Source organism: Halomonas daqiaonensis (assembly GCF_900109725.1).
Taxonomy (GTDB): Bacteria; Pseudomonadota; Gammaproteobacteria; order Pseudomonadales; family Halomonadaceae; genus Halomonas; species Halomonas daqiaonensis.
On sequence record NZ_FOBC01000007.1, the window covers coordinates 61,956 to 80,791 of the forward strand.

The 18,836-nt window shown below is 65.2% G+C and carries 12 protein-coding genes and 1 tRNA gene; 6 read left to right on the forward strand and 7 right to left on the reverse strand.

The window, feature by feature from the left end; all coding sequences use genetic code 11:
• Positions 1-81: 81 nt before the first annotated feature.
• The 3 genes from BMY30_RS07195 to BMY30_RS07205 all read left to right on the forward strand — a co-directional run bounded on the left by BMY30_RS07195 (position 82) and on the right by BMY30_RS07205 (position 2,678).
• Entirely contained in the window at positions 82-537 is a 456-nt protein-coding gene (locus BMY30_RS07195) for a LexA family protein (RefSeq protein ID WP_170840094.1), read from the forward strand.
• Positions 534-1,808: a Y-family DNA polymerase gene (locus tag BMY30_RS07200; protein WP_089712062.1), complete on the forward strand. Its 1,275-nt coding sequence runs from the start codon at positions 534-536 to the stop codon at positions 1,806-1,808. The genes BMY30_RS07195 and BMY30_RS07200 overlap by 4 nt, the downstream gene beginning before the upstream one ends.
• Before the next feature lie 117 nt (positions 1,809-1,925).
• On the forward strand, positions 1,926-2,678 hold the full coding sequence (locus BMY30_RS07205) for an SDR family NAD(P)-dependent oxidoreductase (protein ID WP_089712064.1): 753 nt from the start codon (positions 1,926-1,928) through the stop codon (positions 2,676-2,678).
• A gap of 73 nt (positions 2,679-2,751) precedes the next feature.
• Here BMY30_RS07205 and BMY30_RS07210 read toward each other — a convergent pair whose 3' ends face one another.
• The 5 genes from BMY30_RS07210 to BMY30_RS07230 all read right to left on the reverse strand — a co-directional run bounded on the left by BMY30_RS07210 (position 2,752) and on the right by BMY30_RS07230 (position 8,782).
• Entirely contained in the window at positions 2,752-3,057 is a 306-nt protein-coding gene (locus tag BMY30_RS07210; protein ID WP_089712066.1) for a circadian clock KaiB family protein, read from the reverse strand.
• Positions 3,054-4,772: a DUF7125 family protein gene (locus tag BMY30_RS07215; protein WP_089712068.1), complete on the reverse strand. Its 1,719-nt coding sequence runs from the start codon at positions 4,770-4,772 to the stop codon at positions 3,054-3,056. The genes BMY30_RS07210 and BMY30_RS07215 overlap by 4 nt, the downstream gene beginning before the upstream one ends.
• Positions 4,773-4,859: 87 nt before the next feature.
• Positions 4,860-7,355: a putative bifunctional diguanylate cyclase/phosphodiesterase gene (locus BMY30_RS07220; protein WP_089712070.1), complete on the reverse strand. Its 2,496-nt coding sequence runs from the start codon at positions 7,353-7,355 to the stop codon at positions 4,860-4,862.
• A gap of 493 nt (positions 7,356-7,848) precedes the next feature.
• Positions 7,849-7,924: transfer RNA gene (locus BMY30_RS07225), tRNA-Thr, on the reverse strand.
• Positions 7,925-7,966: 42 nt separating this feature from the next.
• Positions 7,967-8,782: an acyl-CoA thioesterase gene (locus tag BMY30_RS07230; RefSeq protein ID WP_089712072.1), complete on the reverse strand. Its 816-nt coding sequence runs from the start codon at positions 8,780-8,782 to the stop codon at positions 7,967-7,969.
• Positions 8,783-8,866: 84 nt separating this feature from the next.
• On the opposite strand from BMY30_RS07230, the gene tadA reads away from it, so the two are divergent.
• Complete coding sequence (gene tadA, locus BMY30_RS07235; protein ID WP_089712307.1) at positions 8,867-9,337, forward strand: tRNA adenosine(34) deaminase TadA; 471 nt, start codon at positions 8,867-8,869, stop codon at positions 9,335-9,337.
• Here the strand turns inward: tadA and BMY30_RS07240 are convergent.
• The gene (locus BMY30_RS07240) at positions 9,329-11,314 is read right to left on the reverse strand and encodes a GGDEF domain-containing protein (protein WP_089712074.1); all 1,986 of its coding nucleotides are present in this window, start codon (positions 11,312-11,314) and stop codon (positions 9,329-9,331) included. The genes tadA and BMY30_RS07240 overlap by 9 nt on opposite strands.
• A 15-nt stretch (positions 11,315-11,329) precedes the next feature.
• On the reverse strand, positions 11,330-12,793 hold the full coding sequence (mltF, locus tag BMY30_RS07245; RefSeq protein ID WP_089712076.1) for a membrane-bound lytic murein transglycosylase MltF: 1,464 nt from the start codon (positions 12,791-12,793) through the stop codon (positions 11,330-11,332).
• Positions 12,794-12,949: 156 nt separating this feature from the next.
• Between mltF and purL the strand changes: the two genes are divergently transcribed.
• Entirely contained in the window at positions 12,950-16,933 is a 3,984-nt protein-coding gene (gene purL / locus BMY30_RS07250; protein WP_089712078.1) for a phosphoribosylformylglycinamidine synthase, read from the forward strand.
• Complete coding sequence (gene radD / locus BMY30_RS07255) at positions 16,933-18,822, forward strand: DNA repair helicase RadD (RefSeq protein WP_089712080.1); 1,890 nt, start codon at positions 16,933-16,935, stop codon at positions 18,820-18,822. The genes purL and radD overlap by 1 nt, the downstream gene beginning before the upstream one ends.
• Positions 18,823-18,836: the final 14 nt, after the last annotated feature.

Consider the following 18,836-nt stretch of genomic DNA (forward strand, 5'->3'; position numbering starts at 1 on the left):
CGGGTGCTGGCAGGGCTTGCCAGGCAGGGAAAAAATGTCGAATACTATACATATAAACAGTATTTGGCGGAGAGGCCTCTGATGTCGTCGATATCCACCACCGCCCGGATGATCGGCCGCGCCGTGCTGCTCCCCGGCGAGTCGGCCCAGCCGCTGATGGGCTGCCGGGTTCGGGCGGGCTTTCCCAGCCCCGCCGACGACCACCTGGATGTGGAGATCGACCTGCACGCCCATGTGGTGAAGCGCCCGGCCGCCACCTACTTCGTGCGCGCCGAGGGCGACTCCATGCTGGGTGACGGTATCCACGACGGCGATCTGCTGGTGGTGGACCGCAGCCTGGAGCCGCTGCCCGGGCGGGTGGTGGTGATCGCCGTGGATGGCGAGCCCACCGTGAAGCGCCTGGAACGCCGTGGCGAGCAGACCTTCCTGATGGCCAGCAACCCGCGCTTCGCGCCGATTCCGCTGGCGGGCCGCGAATGTGAGGTGTGGGGCGTGGTCACCCATGTGCTCCATGCATTGCCGGGGGGCGAGCCGTGATCGCCCTGGTCGACTGCAACAACTTTTACGTCAGCTGCGAGCGTGTCTTCGACCCGCGCCTGGAGGGGCGGCCGGTCGGCGTGCTCTCCAACAACGACGGCTGTGTGGTGGCGCGCTCCAACGAACTCAAGGCACTGGGCGTGGCGATGGGGGCGCCGATGCATCTGCTGCCGCCGGCCATTCGCCGCCAGGCGGTACTGCTCTCCAGCAACTATGCGCTCTACGGTGACATGAGCCGGCGGGTCAATCTGATCCTGGCCGAGTTCTCGCCGGACGTGGAGGTCTACTCCATCGACGAGAGCTTCGTGGGCTTTTCCGGGTTCGCCTCGGCCGGCCTGGAGGCCCATGCCCAGCGGCTGCGCGAGACCGTACGCCGCGATACCGGCATTCCGGTCTGCGTGGGGTTGGCACCGACCCGGGTGCTGGCCAAGGTGGCCAACCGGGCAGCCAAGAAGCTTCCTGCCTATGAGGGCGTCTGCCTGCTCGAGGCCGACGGCCCCGCCACTCGGGCGCTGCTCGAGGGGCTGCCGGTGACCGAGCTGTGGGGCGTGGCGCGACGCACCGCCGAACGCTTGGCGCTGATGGAGATCCACACCGCCTGGCAGCTGCGCCAGGCCGATCCCAAGCAGATCCGGCGCCATTTCTCGGTGGTGCTGGAGCGCATCGTCTGGGAGCTGCGCGGTCGCCCGGCCATCCTGCTCGATGACATCAATGCGCCGCGCCAGCGCATCATGGTCTCGCGCTCCTTCGGGCGGTTGACCGGTGCCTTGCCCGATCTGCAGGAGGCCGTGCGCCAGCACGTCGCCCGCGGGGCCGAGAAGCTGCGTGGCCAGGGCAGCCAGGCCCGGGCGCTGATGGTCTTTGTGCGCACCAACCAGCACCTGGCCGGCGAGCGCCAGTACCGCAACAGCGTGGTGGTGCCGTTGCCGGCCCCCAGCGACGACAGCCGCGAGCTGCTCGAGGCCGCTGCTCGGGGGCTCGCGGCGATCTTCCTCGAGGGTGTGCGTTACCAGAAATGCGGAGTGATGCTGCTCGACCTGGTGGAGGCCGACTGCCACCAGCTCTCGCTGCTGGCTCCGCGCAGCGAGGGGGCGCGCGGGCGCAGCCAGCGGCTGATGGCGACGGTGGACCGGCTCAATCGTGAGATGGGCCGTGATACCGTGCGCTTCGGCCTGCCACGCCAAGGCACCGCCTGGGCGCTGCGCTGCGAGCGGCGTACCTCGCGCTACACCACGCGCTGGAACGAGTTGATGCGGGTCAAGACACGCTGAGAAAGTGCCGGAAGCTGCAGTGGTGCGGGGTTTTCGCGGTCGGGTGCTTGCTACACTGGGGGGGCACAAAGGCGTGGTCGTTCGTCGCGCCGGAAGGTCATCGACAGGAGAAGACCCATGCGCATGAAGGGCAAGAACGTCATCGTCACCGGCGGTGCCAGCGGTATCGGCCTGGCCAGCGTGGAGCGCTGCCTGCAGGAGGGCGCCAGCGTGGTCATCGCCGACCTCGAGGGCAGCGACGGCCAGGCAAGGGCCGCCGAACTCGATGACCGCTACGACGGAGGCTGCCTGTTCAAGGCATGCGACGTCACCGATACCGCCCAGGTGGATCGCCTGTTCGAGGAGACCGTTGCGGAGCTGGGCAGTGTGGAGGCGGTGTTCAACAATGCCGGCATCGGCGGCATCTGCCCCACCGACGAGCTCGAGGACGATGACTACCTGAAGGTCATCGATATCAACCTCAACGGGGTCTTCCGGGTGGCCCGTGCGGCGCTCAAGGTGATGTATCGCCAGGGCGGCGGCAGCATCGTCAACTGCGCCTCCATCCTCGGGGTCTTCGGCCAGTCCCAGACCGCCGCCTATACCGCTGCCAAGGGCGGGGTGGTCAACATGACCCGCACCCTTGGCATCGAAGCGGCGCCGAAGGGCGTGCGGGTCAACGCCATCGGGCCCGGTTATATCGACACCCCGCTGCTCGAGGCCCTGGATGACGACATGATCGAGGGGCTGATCAGCCTGCATCCGATGGGACGGCTGGGGCGCGCCGAGGAGGTGGCCAACGCCTTCCTGTTTCTGGCCAGCGACGAGGCCAGCTTCGTTACCGGCACCACCCTGATGGTCGACGGTGGCTTCACTGCCGGCAAGTCCTGAGCCTTGCCCTGGCCGGTCGTGAGTGTCCGGCCAGGGTGATGGCGTCAGATTCGGTTGAGCAGGCCTGTCCGTATCAGAGCACGGACAGGAAGTCCTTCAGCCTGTGTTCATCGGAGAGGTCCCCATAGAGCACTCGGCGGTTCCCCGAGGCGTCGATGTGCATCAGGGCGGGGGTGGCGAAGATGCCGAAGTGGATGGCCTGTTGCGGCTCATGCAACAGGTCTATCTCGCGGGCCGGAGCGTCGCTGATGCCGCTGGCGTCGAGGGCGGCCGCCAGGTTGCGTTGGGCCCGGTGGGAACGCGGCGCCTCGCCGGTCACGAAGAGGATGAGCGAGCTGTCGTGCTGGTGTTGGCCATCGTCGGCAAGCGGGCGGTTCACGGGTCGACTCCTCCCTGGTCGGCATCCCGGCGGCGCAGGATGCTGTGCTCGTGACGTTCCACCTGATCATCGGCTTCCGTCTGGTCGTGATGTTCGGCGGTCAGTGCCTCCTGCAGGCGTTCAAGCTCCTCCTGCCCCTGCTGGATAAAGCCACGGGTCTTGTCGATGTCCCGTTCCAATCGCTGTCGCTGGCGAAGGCGTTCCTTGAGCTGGCGTTGCCGCAGGGCGGCTTCCTCGCTTTCCTTCTGGACGCGCGCCGTACCCATCAGGACCTCGCTGCCATAGGGATAGACATCGGCGAGGTCGATACCCTGGTGGGAGAGCGTCATCTCGCGGACCTGGTTGGAGTGGGCCGTTCCCCGAGACTTGACCACCGTCAGTGAGCGATTACGCTCGCCGCCGATGACCTGGTAGCGCAGCACGATCCAGGTATCCGCCAGGGTCGAGGCATGGCTCAGGGTGGATTCGTCGAAGGGATCATCAGCCTCGGACAGCGAGGTGAGCAGCGTGGTAATGCCACGGATGCGTGTGATGGCCAGTAGACGCTCCAGGGCGAGGAAGGCACTCTCGGCACCGGACGACTTGAGCAGGGCCGAGGCCGGGTCGATGACCAGGCAGTCGGGTTGGAAGTCATCGAGCAGTTCCAGCATGGCCATGTAGTGCTCTTCGACCAATGCATCCCAACTCGCTCGTGTGACGACTTTAAGATGGCCGCTGTCGATGGGCGTCTGCAGGTCGATGCCCAGGGTGGCGACGTTGCGCACGACCTGGCGGGCGAACTCGTCGAAGCTGACCAGTAGCGCGCGCTCGCCCCGCCTGGCGGCAGCCGCAACGAAGGCTGCCCCCAGGGTAGTCTTGGAGGTCCCGGGCTGGCCGGAAACCAGCACGATAGAGCCGCGATAGACGCCGCCATCGAGTATCTTGTCGAGTCGCTTGATGCCGGTACCGAGACGTTCGCCGGCGGCCGGTACCGATTCGGCGACGAAGGGGTCGGCATAGGGGAGATGGATGCCGGCGTCATCGATCAGCATGGCGAGCTCGTCGGGGTTGTGGCGGGTGCCCCGGTACTTGGCAATGCGAAAGCGTCGGTTGAGGCGCTTTTCCACCAGCGTGCTGGACAGCACCAGGATAGTGGACAGCATGAACTCGATGCCGCTGAGGTAATCCGGTTGGGGGCGGTTGTCACCCATGTGCTTGCCGGTCAACAACATCGAATAGCCTTGCTCGATGCACCAGTCATTGAGCTGAGCGATCTGGTCGATGGCCGTCTGGCTGTCCGGTTGGCGACGCAGCAGTTGATCGATGCCATCGAGTACGATCCAGCTGCCATCCACGCGTTTGGCACATAGGTCCAGCACGGCGAGGAGCCCTTCGATATCGAAGGCCCCGGAAAATTCGGCACGCCTCATCGATTGGCCGTCGATGATCTCGCAGCGTGGTGACTCCCTCAGTTGCGGCCCCCAGCGGAAGGCATCGGCATTGCGCAGGAGCTGCTCGCGCGACTCCTCGAAGCTCATGAAAACGCCGCCTTCCCCACGTTCCAGGGCGCTGGCGAGGATCTGCAGGCCGATGATGGTCTTGCCGCAGCCGGGTTCGCCGATTACCAGGGTGGCGCCGCCAGCGGGCAGCCCGCCATGGGTGACCGTGTCCAGGTCGTGAATGCCGGTGGGTCGTTTGACGAGTCCGTGTTCCGCTATCGCGTCGGTATCGTTCATCGTATCTCCTGCTCGAAAGGTTCCTCCGACATAAAAGTTCCTCCGTCATCCTGCGTGCGTCATGTCATCCCCGGAGTTATGGAGCCATCAGAGGGGAGTGTCAGTGGGCGTGGGCGGTGCCAGGGGCAGACGGGAATGCTTCTCCAGCAACCAGCGGAAGTCCTCCACTTCCAGCGGCATGCTGTAATAGTAGCCTTGGCCGATTCGGCACCCCAGCTCGAGCAGGGCATCGCGCACGGCGGTATTCTCAACGCCCTCGGCTACGGTATCGGCCCCCAATACCTCGCTGATGCCCAGGATCATGGACACGAGGTTGCGGTTGAGGGGCTCGTCGAGGATTCGCCGAACGAAGCCCATGTCGATCTTGATCTCGTCGAAGGTGTATCGCTGGAGGTAGAGCAAGGACGAATAGCCGGTACCGAAGTCATCCAGGGAGAGCCGCACCCCCAGTGCATGCAGGTCATTGAGTTGCCGGCGCAGCGTCTCGGATTCCTCGCTGAACACACTTTCGGTGATCTCCAGGGTCAGGGCGGCGGGATCGATGGTGTAGGTCTCGAGCGCCTCTCTTACCTTGTGGGTGAAGTCACCCAGGCGGAACTGGTCCACTGAGACGTTCACTGAGACCCGGACCAGGTCGAGCCCCGCCTCCTGCCATTCACGCAGATGACGACAGGCCTCGAAGAGTACCCATTCGCCGATCGGGCCGATCAGCTGGCTCTGCTCGGCGACAGGGATGAACTGGCCAGGCATCTGCATGCCGCGCTCCGGGTGCGCCCAGCGGATCAGCGCCTCGCAGCCGATCATTGTGCCGGTCGCCAGGTCCACCTTGGGCTGGAAGTGCAACTCGAACTGGTCATTCTCCAGGGCGACTCGAAGCTCTCGCGTCAGGTCGATGCGCTGCTGCGCGCGCCGATCCATCTCCCGGTCGTAGCTATGGAACTGGCTGTTATCTCGCCGGCGAGTCTCATGCAGGGCGATCTCCACCTCGTGGAGCAGGGCCTCGGCGCTGCGCTCGTCCTCTCCCAGCATGGTATAGCCGCCACGGGCCTCGATCTCGATGATCAGTTCTGAAAGATGTATCGGCTGATGGAAGATGTTAGCCAGCTGATCAAGACGCTCGTAGGGTCGCGAGGCATCGTCACCGGGCAGCAAGACGATGAACTGGTCACCGCTGATACGGCCGAGCAGCGTGTTATCCGAGAGGTGTTCCCCGAGGCGACGTGCCATCTCGATCAACAACTGGTCGCCCACATGGTAACCATGGGCATCGTTGATGCTGCGCATCTCCCGGATATCCAGCAGGGCGACGATGTCCTGAGGGTTCCAGCCGTGTCGATCGAGATGGCGCGAGAAGGCTTCGATGAAACCCAGCCGATTGGCAATGCCTGTCAGCGGATCCTCATAGGCCTGTCGCTTCAGCTCCTGTTCCGCCAACTTGCGTTCGGTGATATCCACGTGCATTACCACGGCGCCCAGGAAGCCTTGCGCCTCTTGGGCCGGTATAAGCCGAGTCGCCATCATGCGGAACCAGCGAGGCTGGTCAGGGGAATGGCAGGGATATTCGAGAGCGAAGGCGTCCCTGTCACCCGCCAGTACGGCCTGCAAGCCATCGGCTGCTTCGAGTGCCTCCTCGGCGCAGTCGCCATCGGCGGCACGGCACACCGCCAGGTAGTTGCTGCCGACCCCGAAGGTGGCGTCCCGCTGGTCATTGTCGGTGCCGAAGTGTCGCCACTGGTTGTTGACGTCGAGAATCTTGCCCGTCTCATTCAGCAGGGCGATATGGGCGGGAAGCGAGTCGATCAGTGCCCTGCGAGTGGCCAGGGCACCGGAGAGGGTCTCGACCATGGATTCCTGCTGGTCGAGCATCCGGTTGAAGGTGCGTGAGAGGTCGGCGAATTCGTCCGAGCCCGACACCGGAACGTGAACGCCATGCTCGCCGGCTTCGACCCTTTGTACAGCTTGTGAAAGCGTCCGAAGGGGGCCATTGATTCGCTTGAAGAGGAGCCCGAAGGCGGCGACGCAGAAGAGGCCGAACATGACCGCCGCACCGGCAAAGCTGGCAGCGATCCAGTTGGCATCGCGGGCGATCTGTGCCTGACGCTGGATCGTTACCTCTCGAAGCGCGGTATCCAGTTCGATACCGTAGTCGGCCACCTGATTCATGATGGCCTGGCTGTGCAGGGACAGAAGCAGCGGGCTGTCGGCCTGGCGTTGGGCATCGCTTCCCTCCTGGAGCCTGGCGGATTGCGAATAGACAGCCGAGAGGGTGCCGACCAGGAAGTCGATGTGGTGGATGGCGCGGCGAGCGCCGGGATGATCATCCGACAGCGTTGACAAGGTCTGCTTGAGGGAGACTGCCTCGTCACGATAGCTCGCCAATCGCGACGGGGGGACACGATTGGTCAGCAGCGCGTCGCTGGCCACGGAGAACTCCCCGATGCGGTGGTGGAGATCCATCAGGGCCTTGATCTCTGCCTGTTTTTCATGCATCTCGCCCATGCTGTGCAGACCCACCAGAACCAGGGCGATAAGGCCCATTACGCAAGCGGTAATGCTGATCACGGACAGGCGCACGAGCTTCATGGTCGGGTTTTCCGGCCATCGAACTTTTCGTTAATAGTTTCCTCAGCGGTCTCGCGGGTCAACTGGCTGGTTTGCATCAGCACTGTCAGCAGCGACGGACTCAGGCTCAAGTCGAATAGCGACAGATCGCCGAGGGTATCGACACGCAGAAGGCGTATGGGGATATGGGTGTTCGCAATGATACGTTTTCTTATCCAATGCCATCCTAGACAGCAGGATTGTCGAATCCGCATGCTCGCCAGCGTCCATGTTGAGGAGAGTCAGTAACGATCTCCTGCCAGTATGTTCACAGGCTCTCGAGATTATCAATCAGGGTGTAGGCATTATGGCCAGGGAAATCGGAAGGCCGAGGGTGGTCAGCGCGACCAGCATGATCGGGGACCCACGTCGTGGTATCCCCAGGTCACGCCATTGGCGCGTGGAGCGTCGATGACTTCCGGTGCCAGTCTCAGCCAGTCGGTCAGGATCCGTTCGGTATGCTCACTGAAATGTCTGGTGCCGCAAAGAGGAGTCGAACCTCCGACCTACGCATTACGAATGCGTTGCTCTACCAACTGAGCTATTGCGGCAGCAGTGGCATGGTAGCGCCGCTTCAGGCCCGATGCCAGACATCAGCGGCGTAGCCGGGTCAGCCCCTCCTGGGCGCTGGAGGCGACCAGCCGACCTTGGCGGTCGTAGATACTGCCGCGGGCGAAGCCCCTTGCCCCGCCAGCCCAGGGGCTGTCCATGTCGTAGAGCAGCCAGTCGTTGACCCTGACGTCATGGTGGAACCAGAGGGCATGGTCGAGGCTGGCGATCTGCAACTGAGGGTCGCGGAAGTCAATGCCGTGAGGCACCAGGGCGGTGGTCAACAGGTTGAAGTCGGAAATGTAGGCGAGTAGGTAGCGGTGTAACGTCTGATCGTCGGACAGGTCGCCGACCAGCCGGAACCAGAGGCGCTTGCGGGCCGGTCGACCAGCCTCGGCCTCATCGCCAAGGTGCAGGAACTCGATGGGGTGCCCGGGAAAGCGCTCCAAGCGGGCATCGCTCTCCACAAGCGTCTCGGGTAGGGCGACGTCGGGCATGGCAGGCTGGTGGGTGATGTTCTCCTCCTCACCGTGGAAGGAGGCGCTGCAGAAGAAGATCGGCCGACCCTTCTGGATGGCCGTGACCCGGCGGGTGGTGAAGTTCGCTCCGTCGCGGATCGCATCGACCTGATAGACCACCGGGCGATGGGGATCCCCGGGGCGAAGGAAGTAGCCGTGGAGAGAGTGCGCGTCGCGCGCCGAATCGACGGTCTGACTGGCCGCCGAAAGCGCCTGGCCCAGCACCTGGCCACCGAATAGCTGGGGCAGGCCGAGGTCCTGGCTGCGGCCGCGGAACAGGTGTTCCTCCAGTGGCTCCAGGGCGAGCAGGTCTACCAGGGCGTTCAGGGCGTCGTGCTTCATCGTTCTCCTCCGGGGTGATGGCATGGCGGCCATCGCTATCATACGATCGTCTGAATGCCACCCAGTCTACGGGAGTTCATGACAGTGCGCAGCGACGACTTCTACATGCACCGGGCGTTGGATCAAGCCCGGCAGGGGCTTGCCGCCGGCGAGGTCCCGGTGGGCGCCGTGGTGGTGGACGCCGCGGGCGAGATCCTCGGCGCGGGCTTCAACGCCCCGGTGGGGGAGCACGATCCCAGCTCTCACGCCGAGATCCGCGCCCTGCGTGATGCCGGCGCGCGGCTTGGCAACTACCGGCTGGATGGCTGCACCCTCTACGTGACCGTGGAACCCTGCCTGATGTGTACCGGGGCGATCATCCATGCTCGCCTGGCGCGGCTGGTCTACGGCGCGGCTGAGCCACGCAGTGGCATGGTGGAATCGAAGGCCAACCTCTTCGCCCAGCCCTGGTTCAACCATCGGGTCGAGGTGCAGGGCGGTGTTCTGGCCTCCAGGGCCTCCCGACTGCTCAGGGACTTCTTCGCGACGCGCCGTGAAGGGCCGTCATCAGGGTGACGATCCTGCTGGCGCTGAGGGTGGGGGAGCGATGATCACCCTGTTGCGTCCCTCGGCCTTGGCCGCATAGAGCGCTTCATCGGCGGCCTGCAGGAGGGCATCGATCTGGAGTTCGCCATCCATCTGGGTGGTGACGCCGATACTGATGGTGAGAGGGCGTCCATCGGCCTGGCGCAGGTCGAGATGCTGTATGGCTTCCCGCAGGTGTTCGGCGATGTCTCTTGCCATGACGGCGTCATGGCTCGGCAGGCAGGCAATGAATTCCTCACCCCCATAACGAGCGAAGACCCCGCCGGCCGACTCGATGATTTCCCTTCCCAGCTCACCGATACGCTTGAGGTAGTGGTCGCCCTGGAGGTGGCCGAAGGTGTCGTTGATCTGCTTGAAATGGTCGATGTCACAAATCAGCAGACTCAGCGGACGCGTTTGGTGATGGCGTTCCAGGACCTGCATGAAATGTCGGCGGTTGGGCAGCTTGGTCAGGTCATCGTGGCTGGCGAGCCACTCGACCTCCTCCTGTAATCGTGTGCGATTGCGCACCTCGTGGCGCAACTCCCGGTTGGAGCGAACCATCAGGCGCTGCTGTGAGGCCATGTGGTGGTGGGCGAAGAGCACCATGTAGAGCAGATAGGCGAGCAACAGGCCGGTAGTCAGGCTGACCACCGGCTGGCGAGACAGTCGGCTCAGTAGCAGGCTCAGGGTCGGCCTCGAGACCAGGGTCAGCGAAAGGCCATCCAGATCGATGGACGAGCGGTGCTGCCAGGCGGCCACGCGAGCTATGGCCTCGCGCTCGGCCAGCGTCTGGTCGAGTGTCATCAGAGAGAGGCCGAAGTGGTTGGCATTCGTCTGGCGGAAGAGAGTGTCTGCCAGCACCGGTAGGCTGACCACCATGCCGACGGCCCCCCGTGGCCCTTGCGAGTCATCGTCGAGAATCGGCAGGTAGTGGATGATCCCGGGTTCGCCCTGCAGGAGCTCGATGATGCCGGTGCGTCCTATCCGGCCGCTGAAGAGGGCTTCTCCCTGGGCAGAGCGCCCCTCGGGTTGTGCATCGAAGAGTCGCCTGCCCAATAGGCGCTGATTGGTCGCGCTGGCGGGATAGACACGTCGAATGCGGCTATCGGTATCGATGAAGGCGATGTTAAGGAAATACTGGAAATCCCGATGGTAGGGAGCGGCCTGACGTGCCCATTGGGCCTCGGCGGGCAGACTGTCCTGCAATTCCCAGCTGTTGGCAAACCGCTGCATTGCCTGGAGATGATCGTGGATTTCCCGTGACAGATTTTCCGCGAGACGTTGGCTCTGGACCTGCGTATCCGCGCGGAGGTTGCTCTCTACCAGTGTCTTTTGCTGGTGCCAGAAGAGCAGCGTCAGGCAGGTCAGCAGAACACCGGCGGAGAGGGCACGCTTCAGGCCGGGAAAATGATCCCGCCAGTTGGCCGCAACCCCGCTGAGCTGGGCGGCCAGCAGGCTCCAGAGGGCAGCCTGCTCCAGGGCTGAGCCGGCCAGCGAGAGCAGGTGGGGGGCATGCCAGGTCTCGATCCCCTGCATGATCAGAAGGAGCGCGGTCATGGCCTGCAGCTGGGGCGATCCCAGGTTGGCGCGGGTCCTTACCAGCAGGCTTGCGATCAGCATGATCAGGCAGAGGATGACCAGCAAGGGAGGCCGCCAGTCGACGATCAGGCTGCCGGCTATCAGCCGCTCGGCAAGCCGATTCCAGGCGGCATGGGCAATCCAGTGTTCCGGTATCAGGAAGCTGGCCAGGGCGAAGATCAGCACCATCAGTATCGCCAGCCCTGTCCAGCGTGCCAGTGCCTGGTGGTGGTGATGCCAGGCGAGCTGGCAGAGGGTCGTTGCGAGAATCGGCAGCGAGCCCGTCAGGGAAAGAGCCTGCCCGGGCGGCACCCAGTCTAGCAGCGAGGCGAGCACAGCCAGGAGCAGCGCCAATAGCGTCAGGTTGAGGGAAGGTCGCGTTACCACGGTCCAGCTCGTCGATCAGGTGTTGGGGGGGACGAGCTGGAAAACATCGCTGTCGTCTCCATCCGGCAGGCGAGCATTGAGTTCATGAAACTGCTCCTGGCTGCGGTCAAGGTAGGCCAGGATCTCGTAGTAGCGGCGGATATTGCGGACATAGATCACTGGCTCGCCGCCGCGAGCGTAGCCGTGGCGGGTCTGGCTGTGCCACTTGCGTTCCTGGAGCAGTGGCAGGGACTCGCGCACATCGCGCCACTGGTCTGGGTCGCCGCCGCGCTGCTCGGTGATCCTGCGGGCATCGTAGAGATGGCCGAGGCCGACATTGTAGGCGGCCATGGCCATGTAGAGCCGGTCTTCATCGGTTATCGACTCGGGCAGTCGATTCTTTAATTCTCGCAAGTAACGGGCGCCGCCGTGAATGCTCTGAGCGGGGTCGAGGCGATTGTCGACGCCGAGATCGCCGGATGTGGCGTTGGTCAGCATCATCAGCCCGCGCACGCCGGTAGGCGAGGTGGCCTTGGGGTCCCAATGGGACTCCTGGTAGCCCACGGCGGCCAGCAGCTTCCAGTCGAAGCGGGTATTGCGGGCGGCCTCACGAAACAGCTCGGCGTAATGCGGCAGGCGCTCGCGGGCTTGTTGAATAAAGATGCGGGCGCCCACGTATTCGAGATAATCGTCATGGCCGAAGTAGCTGGCTACCAGGGCATCGAGTTCGCCGTCGCGGCGCAGGTCATCGAGGAAGCGGTTGGCGGCATTGACCAGCCCCAGGCCGCGTCCTGCGGGGAAGGCCCAGGCCAGGGAAAGTGGCTTGCCGAGGGTGAAGCCATCCTCGACCTCGGGAAAGAACAACCGATTGAGGCGGAACTGGTGCTCGAAGACCACTGCCGCATCCAGGTTGCCGCGTGCCACCTGGCCAAGTAGATCGGCCACTTCCAGGGCGACTGATTCCTTCCAGCTCAGCTCGGGATGCTCGGTCTGCAGTTCGCGCAGCACACGGTCGGCCCCGGATCCGCGCAGGGTGCCGATCTCCAGCCCATCGAGTTCGGCAATCGTCTCCGGCGGGTGCAGATCGCGGCGATAGACCAACAACGGCTGCAGCAGCATGATCGGCCGGCTGAAAAGCAGGCCCTCCAGCGTCGGATCCAGGGGCAGGGCGGCCGCACCGAGGTCGCCTTCCTCGCGTACGGCATCCAGAACGCCCTGGATGTGGTGGTCGGCATCCAGGGTCAGGCTGACTCCCAGGTGGTTGGCGAAGCGCCGCACCAGCTCGTATTCGAACCCGGTGGGCCCCTGGCGCCCTTCGTAGTAGGTGGTGGGGGTGTTGCGGGTGTGCACGCTGAGGAAGTCCCGGGCCAGTACCTCCTCCAGATGCGGCCCCTCCGGGGTGCCGGAACGCACGGGCAGCAGCGCCAACAGAAGGGCGCTGGTCAGGAGAACGGTCCCGCGCCACTGGCGTCGGGCAGGGTCGGTCGGGAATGCAGGCATGTAGGCGATGTGCGGCGATTAGATCCTAAACCTTACCCAGCCCGCGGGCGGCTGTCATCTGCGCCGATTTCTCGCGCCCGGCGCTTTCCCGTATCATGTGCGCTCGTTGCCGCCGGTCGCGGCCCCGAACTCTCCCTGTTTCAGAGGCTCCAGGATATGCTCGAACTGCGAGGCGCGCCCGCCCTATCTGCTTTCCGTCATGCCAAGCTGCTGGACGCCCTGCGCGCATCCGTTCCCGAGGTCGAGTCCCTGCACGCTGAACATGTCCACTTCGTCGACCATGACGGCGACCTGGGGGACGACGAGCGTCGCCTGCTGGAGCAACTGCTCGACTATGGTCCAGCGCAACAGCGCGAGGGCCCAGAACTGCAAGGTGAGCGCCGTGCCGAGGGTCAGCTGTTTCTGGTGGTGCCGCGTATCGGCACGCAGTCGCCCTGGTCCTCGAAGGCCACCGACATCGCCCACAACTGCGGTCTGGCCAGGGTGCGGCGCATCGAGCGTGGCGTTGCCTACCGGGTGAAGCTCGAAGGCACCCTCACCGAAGTTGCCTTCGAGCAGATCAAGGCGGCCCTGCACGACCGCATGACCGAAAGCGTGCTCGCCGATGCCTCCGACGCGGCCAAACTCTTCGAGCACCACGAGCCGGCGCCGCTGGGCAGCGTCGTCGTGCTCGAAGGGGGCCGCGAGGCGCTGGCCACCGCCAACGCCGAGCTGGGGCTGGCGCTGGCCGAGGACGAGATCGACTACCTGGTCGATGCCTTCCGTGACCTTGGCCGTAACCCCACGGACATCGAACTGATGATGTTCGCCCAGGCCAACTCCGAGCACTGCCGCCACAAGATCTTCAACGCCGACTGGGTAGTCGATGGCGAGCCACAGAGTCACTCCCTGTTCGGGATGATCAAGCACACCCATGAGTGCTTCCCCGATGACATCCTCTCCGCCTACAGCGACAACGCCGCGGTAATCAAGGGCTCGGAGGCACCGCGCTTCTTCCCAGCGCCTCTCACCGGCAAGGAGGGCGAGCGGGCCGTCTATGGCAGCACCCGCGAGCCGATCCAGATCCTGATGAAGGTGGAGACCCACAACCACCCGACGGCCATCGCGCCGCACCCCGGGGCGGCCACCGGCGCCGGTGGCGAGATCCGCGACGAGGGCGCTACCGGCATCGGCGGCAAGCCCAAGGCGGGGCTGACCGGCTTCAGCGTCTCCAATCTGCGCATCCCCGAGTTCGTGCAGCCCTGGGAAGCCTTCGACTACGGCAAGCCGGAGCGCATCCAGTCGGCGCTCGAGATCATGCTCGAGGGCCCCATCGGCGCTGCCGCCTTCAACAACGAGTTCGGCCGCCCGAATCTCGCTGGAGTCTTCCGCACCTACGAGCAGGACACCCTGGGCCACGACGGCATAGAGCGCCGTGGCTACCACAAGCCGATCATGCTCGCCGGCGGCTATGGCAATATCCGCGACGGCCACGTCGAGAAGGGCGAGATCCCGGTCGGTGGCAAATTGATCGTGATGGGCGGCCCGGCGATGCTCATCGGCCTGGGCGGCGGCGCGGCCTCCTCCATGGCGTCGGGGACCTCCAGCGCCGACCTGGATTTCGCCTCGGTTCAGCGCGGCAATCCCGAGATGGAGCGCCGCGCCCAGGAGGTCATCGACCGCTGCTGGGCACTGGATGAGGGCAATCCCATCCGTTTCATTCATGACGTGGGTGCCGGCGGCCTTTCCAACGCCCTGCCGGAGCTGGTCAAGGATGGCAAGCGCGGCGGGCTGTTCGAGCTGCGCGCCGTGCCCAACGCCGAGCCGGGAATGAGCCCACTGGAGATCTGGTGCAACGAGGCCCAGGAGCGCTACGTGCTGGCGGTGGCCGCGGAGGACCTCGACACCTTCGAGGCGCTGTGCCGTCGTGAGCGTTGCCCCTATGCCGTGGTGGGCGAAGCCACTGAGGCCCACCACCTGGCGGTGACCGATGGCCACTTCGAGAGCCAGCCGGTCGACCTGCCGATGAGCGTGCTGTTCGGCAAGCCGCCGAAGATGACCCGCGAGTTCCAGCGTCGGGCCAATACACTCTCTGCGGTGATGCTCGACAACCTCGACCTGCGCGAGGCCATGGATCGCGTGTTGCGCCTGCCCGCCGTGGCTTCCAAGAGTTTCCTGATCACCATCGGCGACCGCTCCATCACTGGTCAGGTGGCCCGCGACCAGATGGTCGGCCCCTGGCAGGTGCCGGTGGCCGACGTCGCCGTGACCACGGCGAGCTTCGACACCCATGCCGGCGAGGCCATGGCCATGGGTGAGCGCCCGCCGGTGGCGCTGATCGATCCGGCCGCCAGCGCCCGCCTGGCGGTGGCCGAGGCCATCACCAACCTGGCCGCCGCACCCATCGACAAGCTCTCCGACATCAAGCTTTCCGCCAACTGGATGAGCGCCGCCGATCACCCGGGCGAGAACCAGGCGCTGTATGACGCCGTTCATGCCGTAGGCATGGAGCTCTGCCCGGCGCTGGGTATCGCCATTCCGGTGGGCAAGGACTCGATGGCCATGCGTACCGCCTGGCAGGAAGAGGACGGCGCTGATAAAGGACAGGGCGAGACAGGGCAGAGCGAGATGGAAGAGAAAAGCGTTACCTCGCCGCTGTCGCTGTCGATTACCGGCTTCGCCCCGGTCACCGATGCCATGAAGACCCTGACCCCGCAGATCAACCTGGAGCAGGACGAATCCGACCTTCTGCTGATCGACCTGGGCGGTGGCCAGAACCGTCTGGGCGGCTCGGCCCTGGCCCAGGTCTACGGCCAGGTGGGCGACGAGTGCCCGGATCTGGACGACCCCGAAGACCTCAAGGCGTTCTTCGCGGTAATCCAGGGTCTCAACGCCGAGGGCAAGCTGCTGGCCTATCATGACCGCAGCGACGGTGGCCTGCTGGTGACCCTGCTGGAGATGGCCTTCGCCGCCCATACGGGCCTCGAGATCAAGCTCGACTGGCTTAGCGACGAGCCCGTCGACGCCTTCAATGCCCTCTTCGCAGAGGAGCTCGGAGCGGTGATCCAGGTGAACCGCAAGGATACCGAGGCGGTGCTGGCCCAGTTCGCCGCCGCCGGCATCGAGACCTGCGGCGTCATCGCTCGGCCGCGCTACGACGACCAGGTGCGGGTGACCCTCTTCGAGGCGCCGTTGCTGGAGACCACCCGGCTGCTGGCTGAGCGGACCTGGGCCGAGACCAGCTTCCGCCTGCAGGCGTTGCGTGACAACGCCGACTGCGCCAAGAGCGAGTTCGATGGCCTGCTCGATGGCCGCGACCCCGGGCTCTCCGCCCAGCCAACCTTCGATGTCGACGAGGATATTGTCGCGCCCTACTTGAACAAGGCCCGCCCTGCAGTGGCGGTGCTGCGCGAGCAAGGCGTCAACGGCCAGTCGGAGATGGCCTGGGCCTTCGACCGGGCCGGCTTCGAGGCAGTGGACGTGCACATGAGTGATATCCTCGAGGGGCGTATCTCCCTGGAGCAGTTCAATGGCCTGGTGGCCTGCGGCGGCTTTTCCTATGGCGATGTGCTGGGGGCCGGTGGCGGCTGGGCCAAGTCGGTGCTGTTCAACCCCCGTGCGCGGGAGCAGTTCGCGGCCTTCTTCGAGCGCGACGACAGCTTCTCGCTGGGGGTGTGCAACGGCTGCCAGATGCTCGCCCAGCTCAAGGAGCTGATTCCCGGCACCGAGGCCTGGCCGCGCTTCGTGCGCAACGAGTCCGAGCAGTTCGAGGCGAGGGTCTCCATGGTGCAGGTGGAGGAGAGCCCGTCGATCCTGCTGGCCGGCATGGAGGGCTCGCGTCTGCCGATTGCCGTGGCCCACGGCGAAGGCCGTGCCGAGTTCCGTGACAGCGCCCACCTGCGCAATATCCAAGGCAGCGGCCAGGTCGCCCTACGCTTCCTGGACAACCATGGCCAGGTAACCACCCGCTACCCGGCCAACCCTAATGGCTCGCCTTCCGGCATCACCGGCCTGACCACCCCGGACGGTCGGGTCACCATCATGATGCCGCACCCGGAGCGGGTGGTGCGCGCGGTGACCAACTCCTGGCGTCCCGCTGACTGGACCCAGGACGGTGCCTGGATGCGCCTGTTCCGCAATGCGCGGGTCTGGTTGGGCTGATGTCCGCTGGTCAGCATGATGGGAAGGTGGCACTGGTGCCGCCTTCCGCGTCTTCGGGCCCCACATCTCCCTCCCTGCGCCCCTACCAGCAGGCGGCGGTAAGCCGTGTTGTCGCGCACTTCCGCGGCACCAGCGATCCGGCGGTGGTGGTGCTGCCCACCGGCAGTGGCAAATCGCTGGTGATCGCCGAGCTGGCGAGCCTGGCTCGAGGTCGGGTCCTGGTGCTGGCCCACGTGCGCGAGCTGGTGGAACAGAATCACGCCAAGTACCAGGCGTACGGCCTCGAGGCCGACATCTTCAGTGCCGGCTTGGGTCGCAAGGAGGCCGGACGCCAGGTGGTATTCGGCTCGGTGCAGTCGGTTGTGCGTGGGCTGGAGCGCTTCGGCGATCGGGATTTCACCCTGCTGGTGATCGACGAGTGCCATCGGGTATCGCCGGCGGAGGATTCCAGCTACCGCCAGGTGATTGACCACCTGCGTGCGGCCAACCCACGCCTCAAGATTCTGGGCCTCACGGCGACCCCTTATCGCTTGGGCCAGGGCTTCATCTACCACCGTCATCATCACGGCATGGTACGCGGCGACGAAAACGCCTTTTTTCGCGACTGTGTTTTCGAGCAGCCGTTGCGGCTGATGGTCAAGCAGGGCTATCTGGCGCAACCGGTGCGGGTCGACGCCGCCGTCGAACGCTACGATTTCTCGGCACTATTCTCCACGTCAGGCCCGGCGGCGGGTAGCCTCTTCCGAGAGGAGGAGCTTAATCGGGTGGTCGCAGGAAACCGTGCTACTCCGGGGGTCATCGCCGAGGTGGTCGAGCGCGCCCGGGATCGCCAGGGTGTGATGCTCTTCGCGGCCAGTGTGGCCCACGCCGAGGAAATCGTCGGCTACCTGCCGACGGGCGAGGCGGCGCTGATCACCGGCGAGACGCCCTCCGCTGAACGCGAACGGCTCATCAGCGCCTTCAAGGCCTGTGAGCTCAAGTACCTGGTCAACGTGGCGGTGCTCACCACCGGTTTCGATGCGCCCCACGTGGACTTGATCGCCATCCTGCGCCCCACCGAGTCGGTGAGCCTCTACCAGCAGATCGTCGGCCGCGGCCTGCGCCTCTCGCCGGGCAAGCGCGACTGCCTGGTCCTCGATTACGCCGGCAACCCTTGGGACCTCTATGCGCCGGAGGTGGGGGCGCCAAAGCCGGCCGGCGATACCGAGCCGGTGCAGGTCGAGTGCCCGGCCTGCGGCCATGCCAACCTTTTCTGGGGGCGTCGCGACGGCGACCTGGTCATCGAGCACTTCGGTCGCCGCTGCCAGGGGCTGGTGGACGCTGAGAACGGCGAGCCGGCCCTGCCCGGCGCGGCCCCGGGCGCCAGTAAAGAGCCTAGAAAGGGAACAGCAACCAGGCAGTGCGACTTTCGTTTCCGCTTCAAGGTATGTAGCGACTGCGGCGCCGAGAATGATATCGCCGCCCGCCGTTGCCACGGCTGCAAGCGGCTGCTGGTTGACGCCGACGACAAGCTCAAGGAGGCGCTACGCCTGCGCGATGCCCGGGTGCTGCGCGTCGCCGGCATGCAGCTCGAAGCCACCGTCAACGGCCGTGGGCTTCCACGTTTGAAAGTGACCTATCACGATGAGGACGGTACCACGCTCACCGAATGGTTCGCCCTCGAGACTCCGGCCCAGCGCGCCGCTTTCGCCGCAGCCTTCCTGCGCGATCATCTGCGTGCCCCCGGCTGCCGCTGGTCGCCACACACGCCGGATGAGGTGATCGCCGAACAGCGCCGGCTGCGCCACCCCGACTTCGTGGTGGGCCGCAAGGTGGGACGCCACTGGCAGGTGCGCGAGAAGCTCTTCGACTATACCGGGCGCTATCGTCGCGCGGAGGCGGCGGAGTAGGCCTGTCGCCGGTA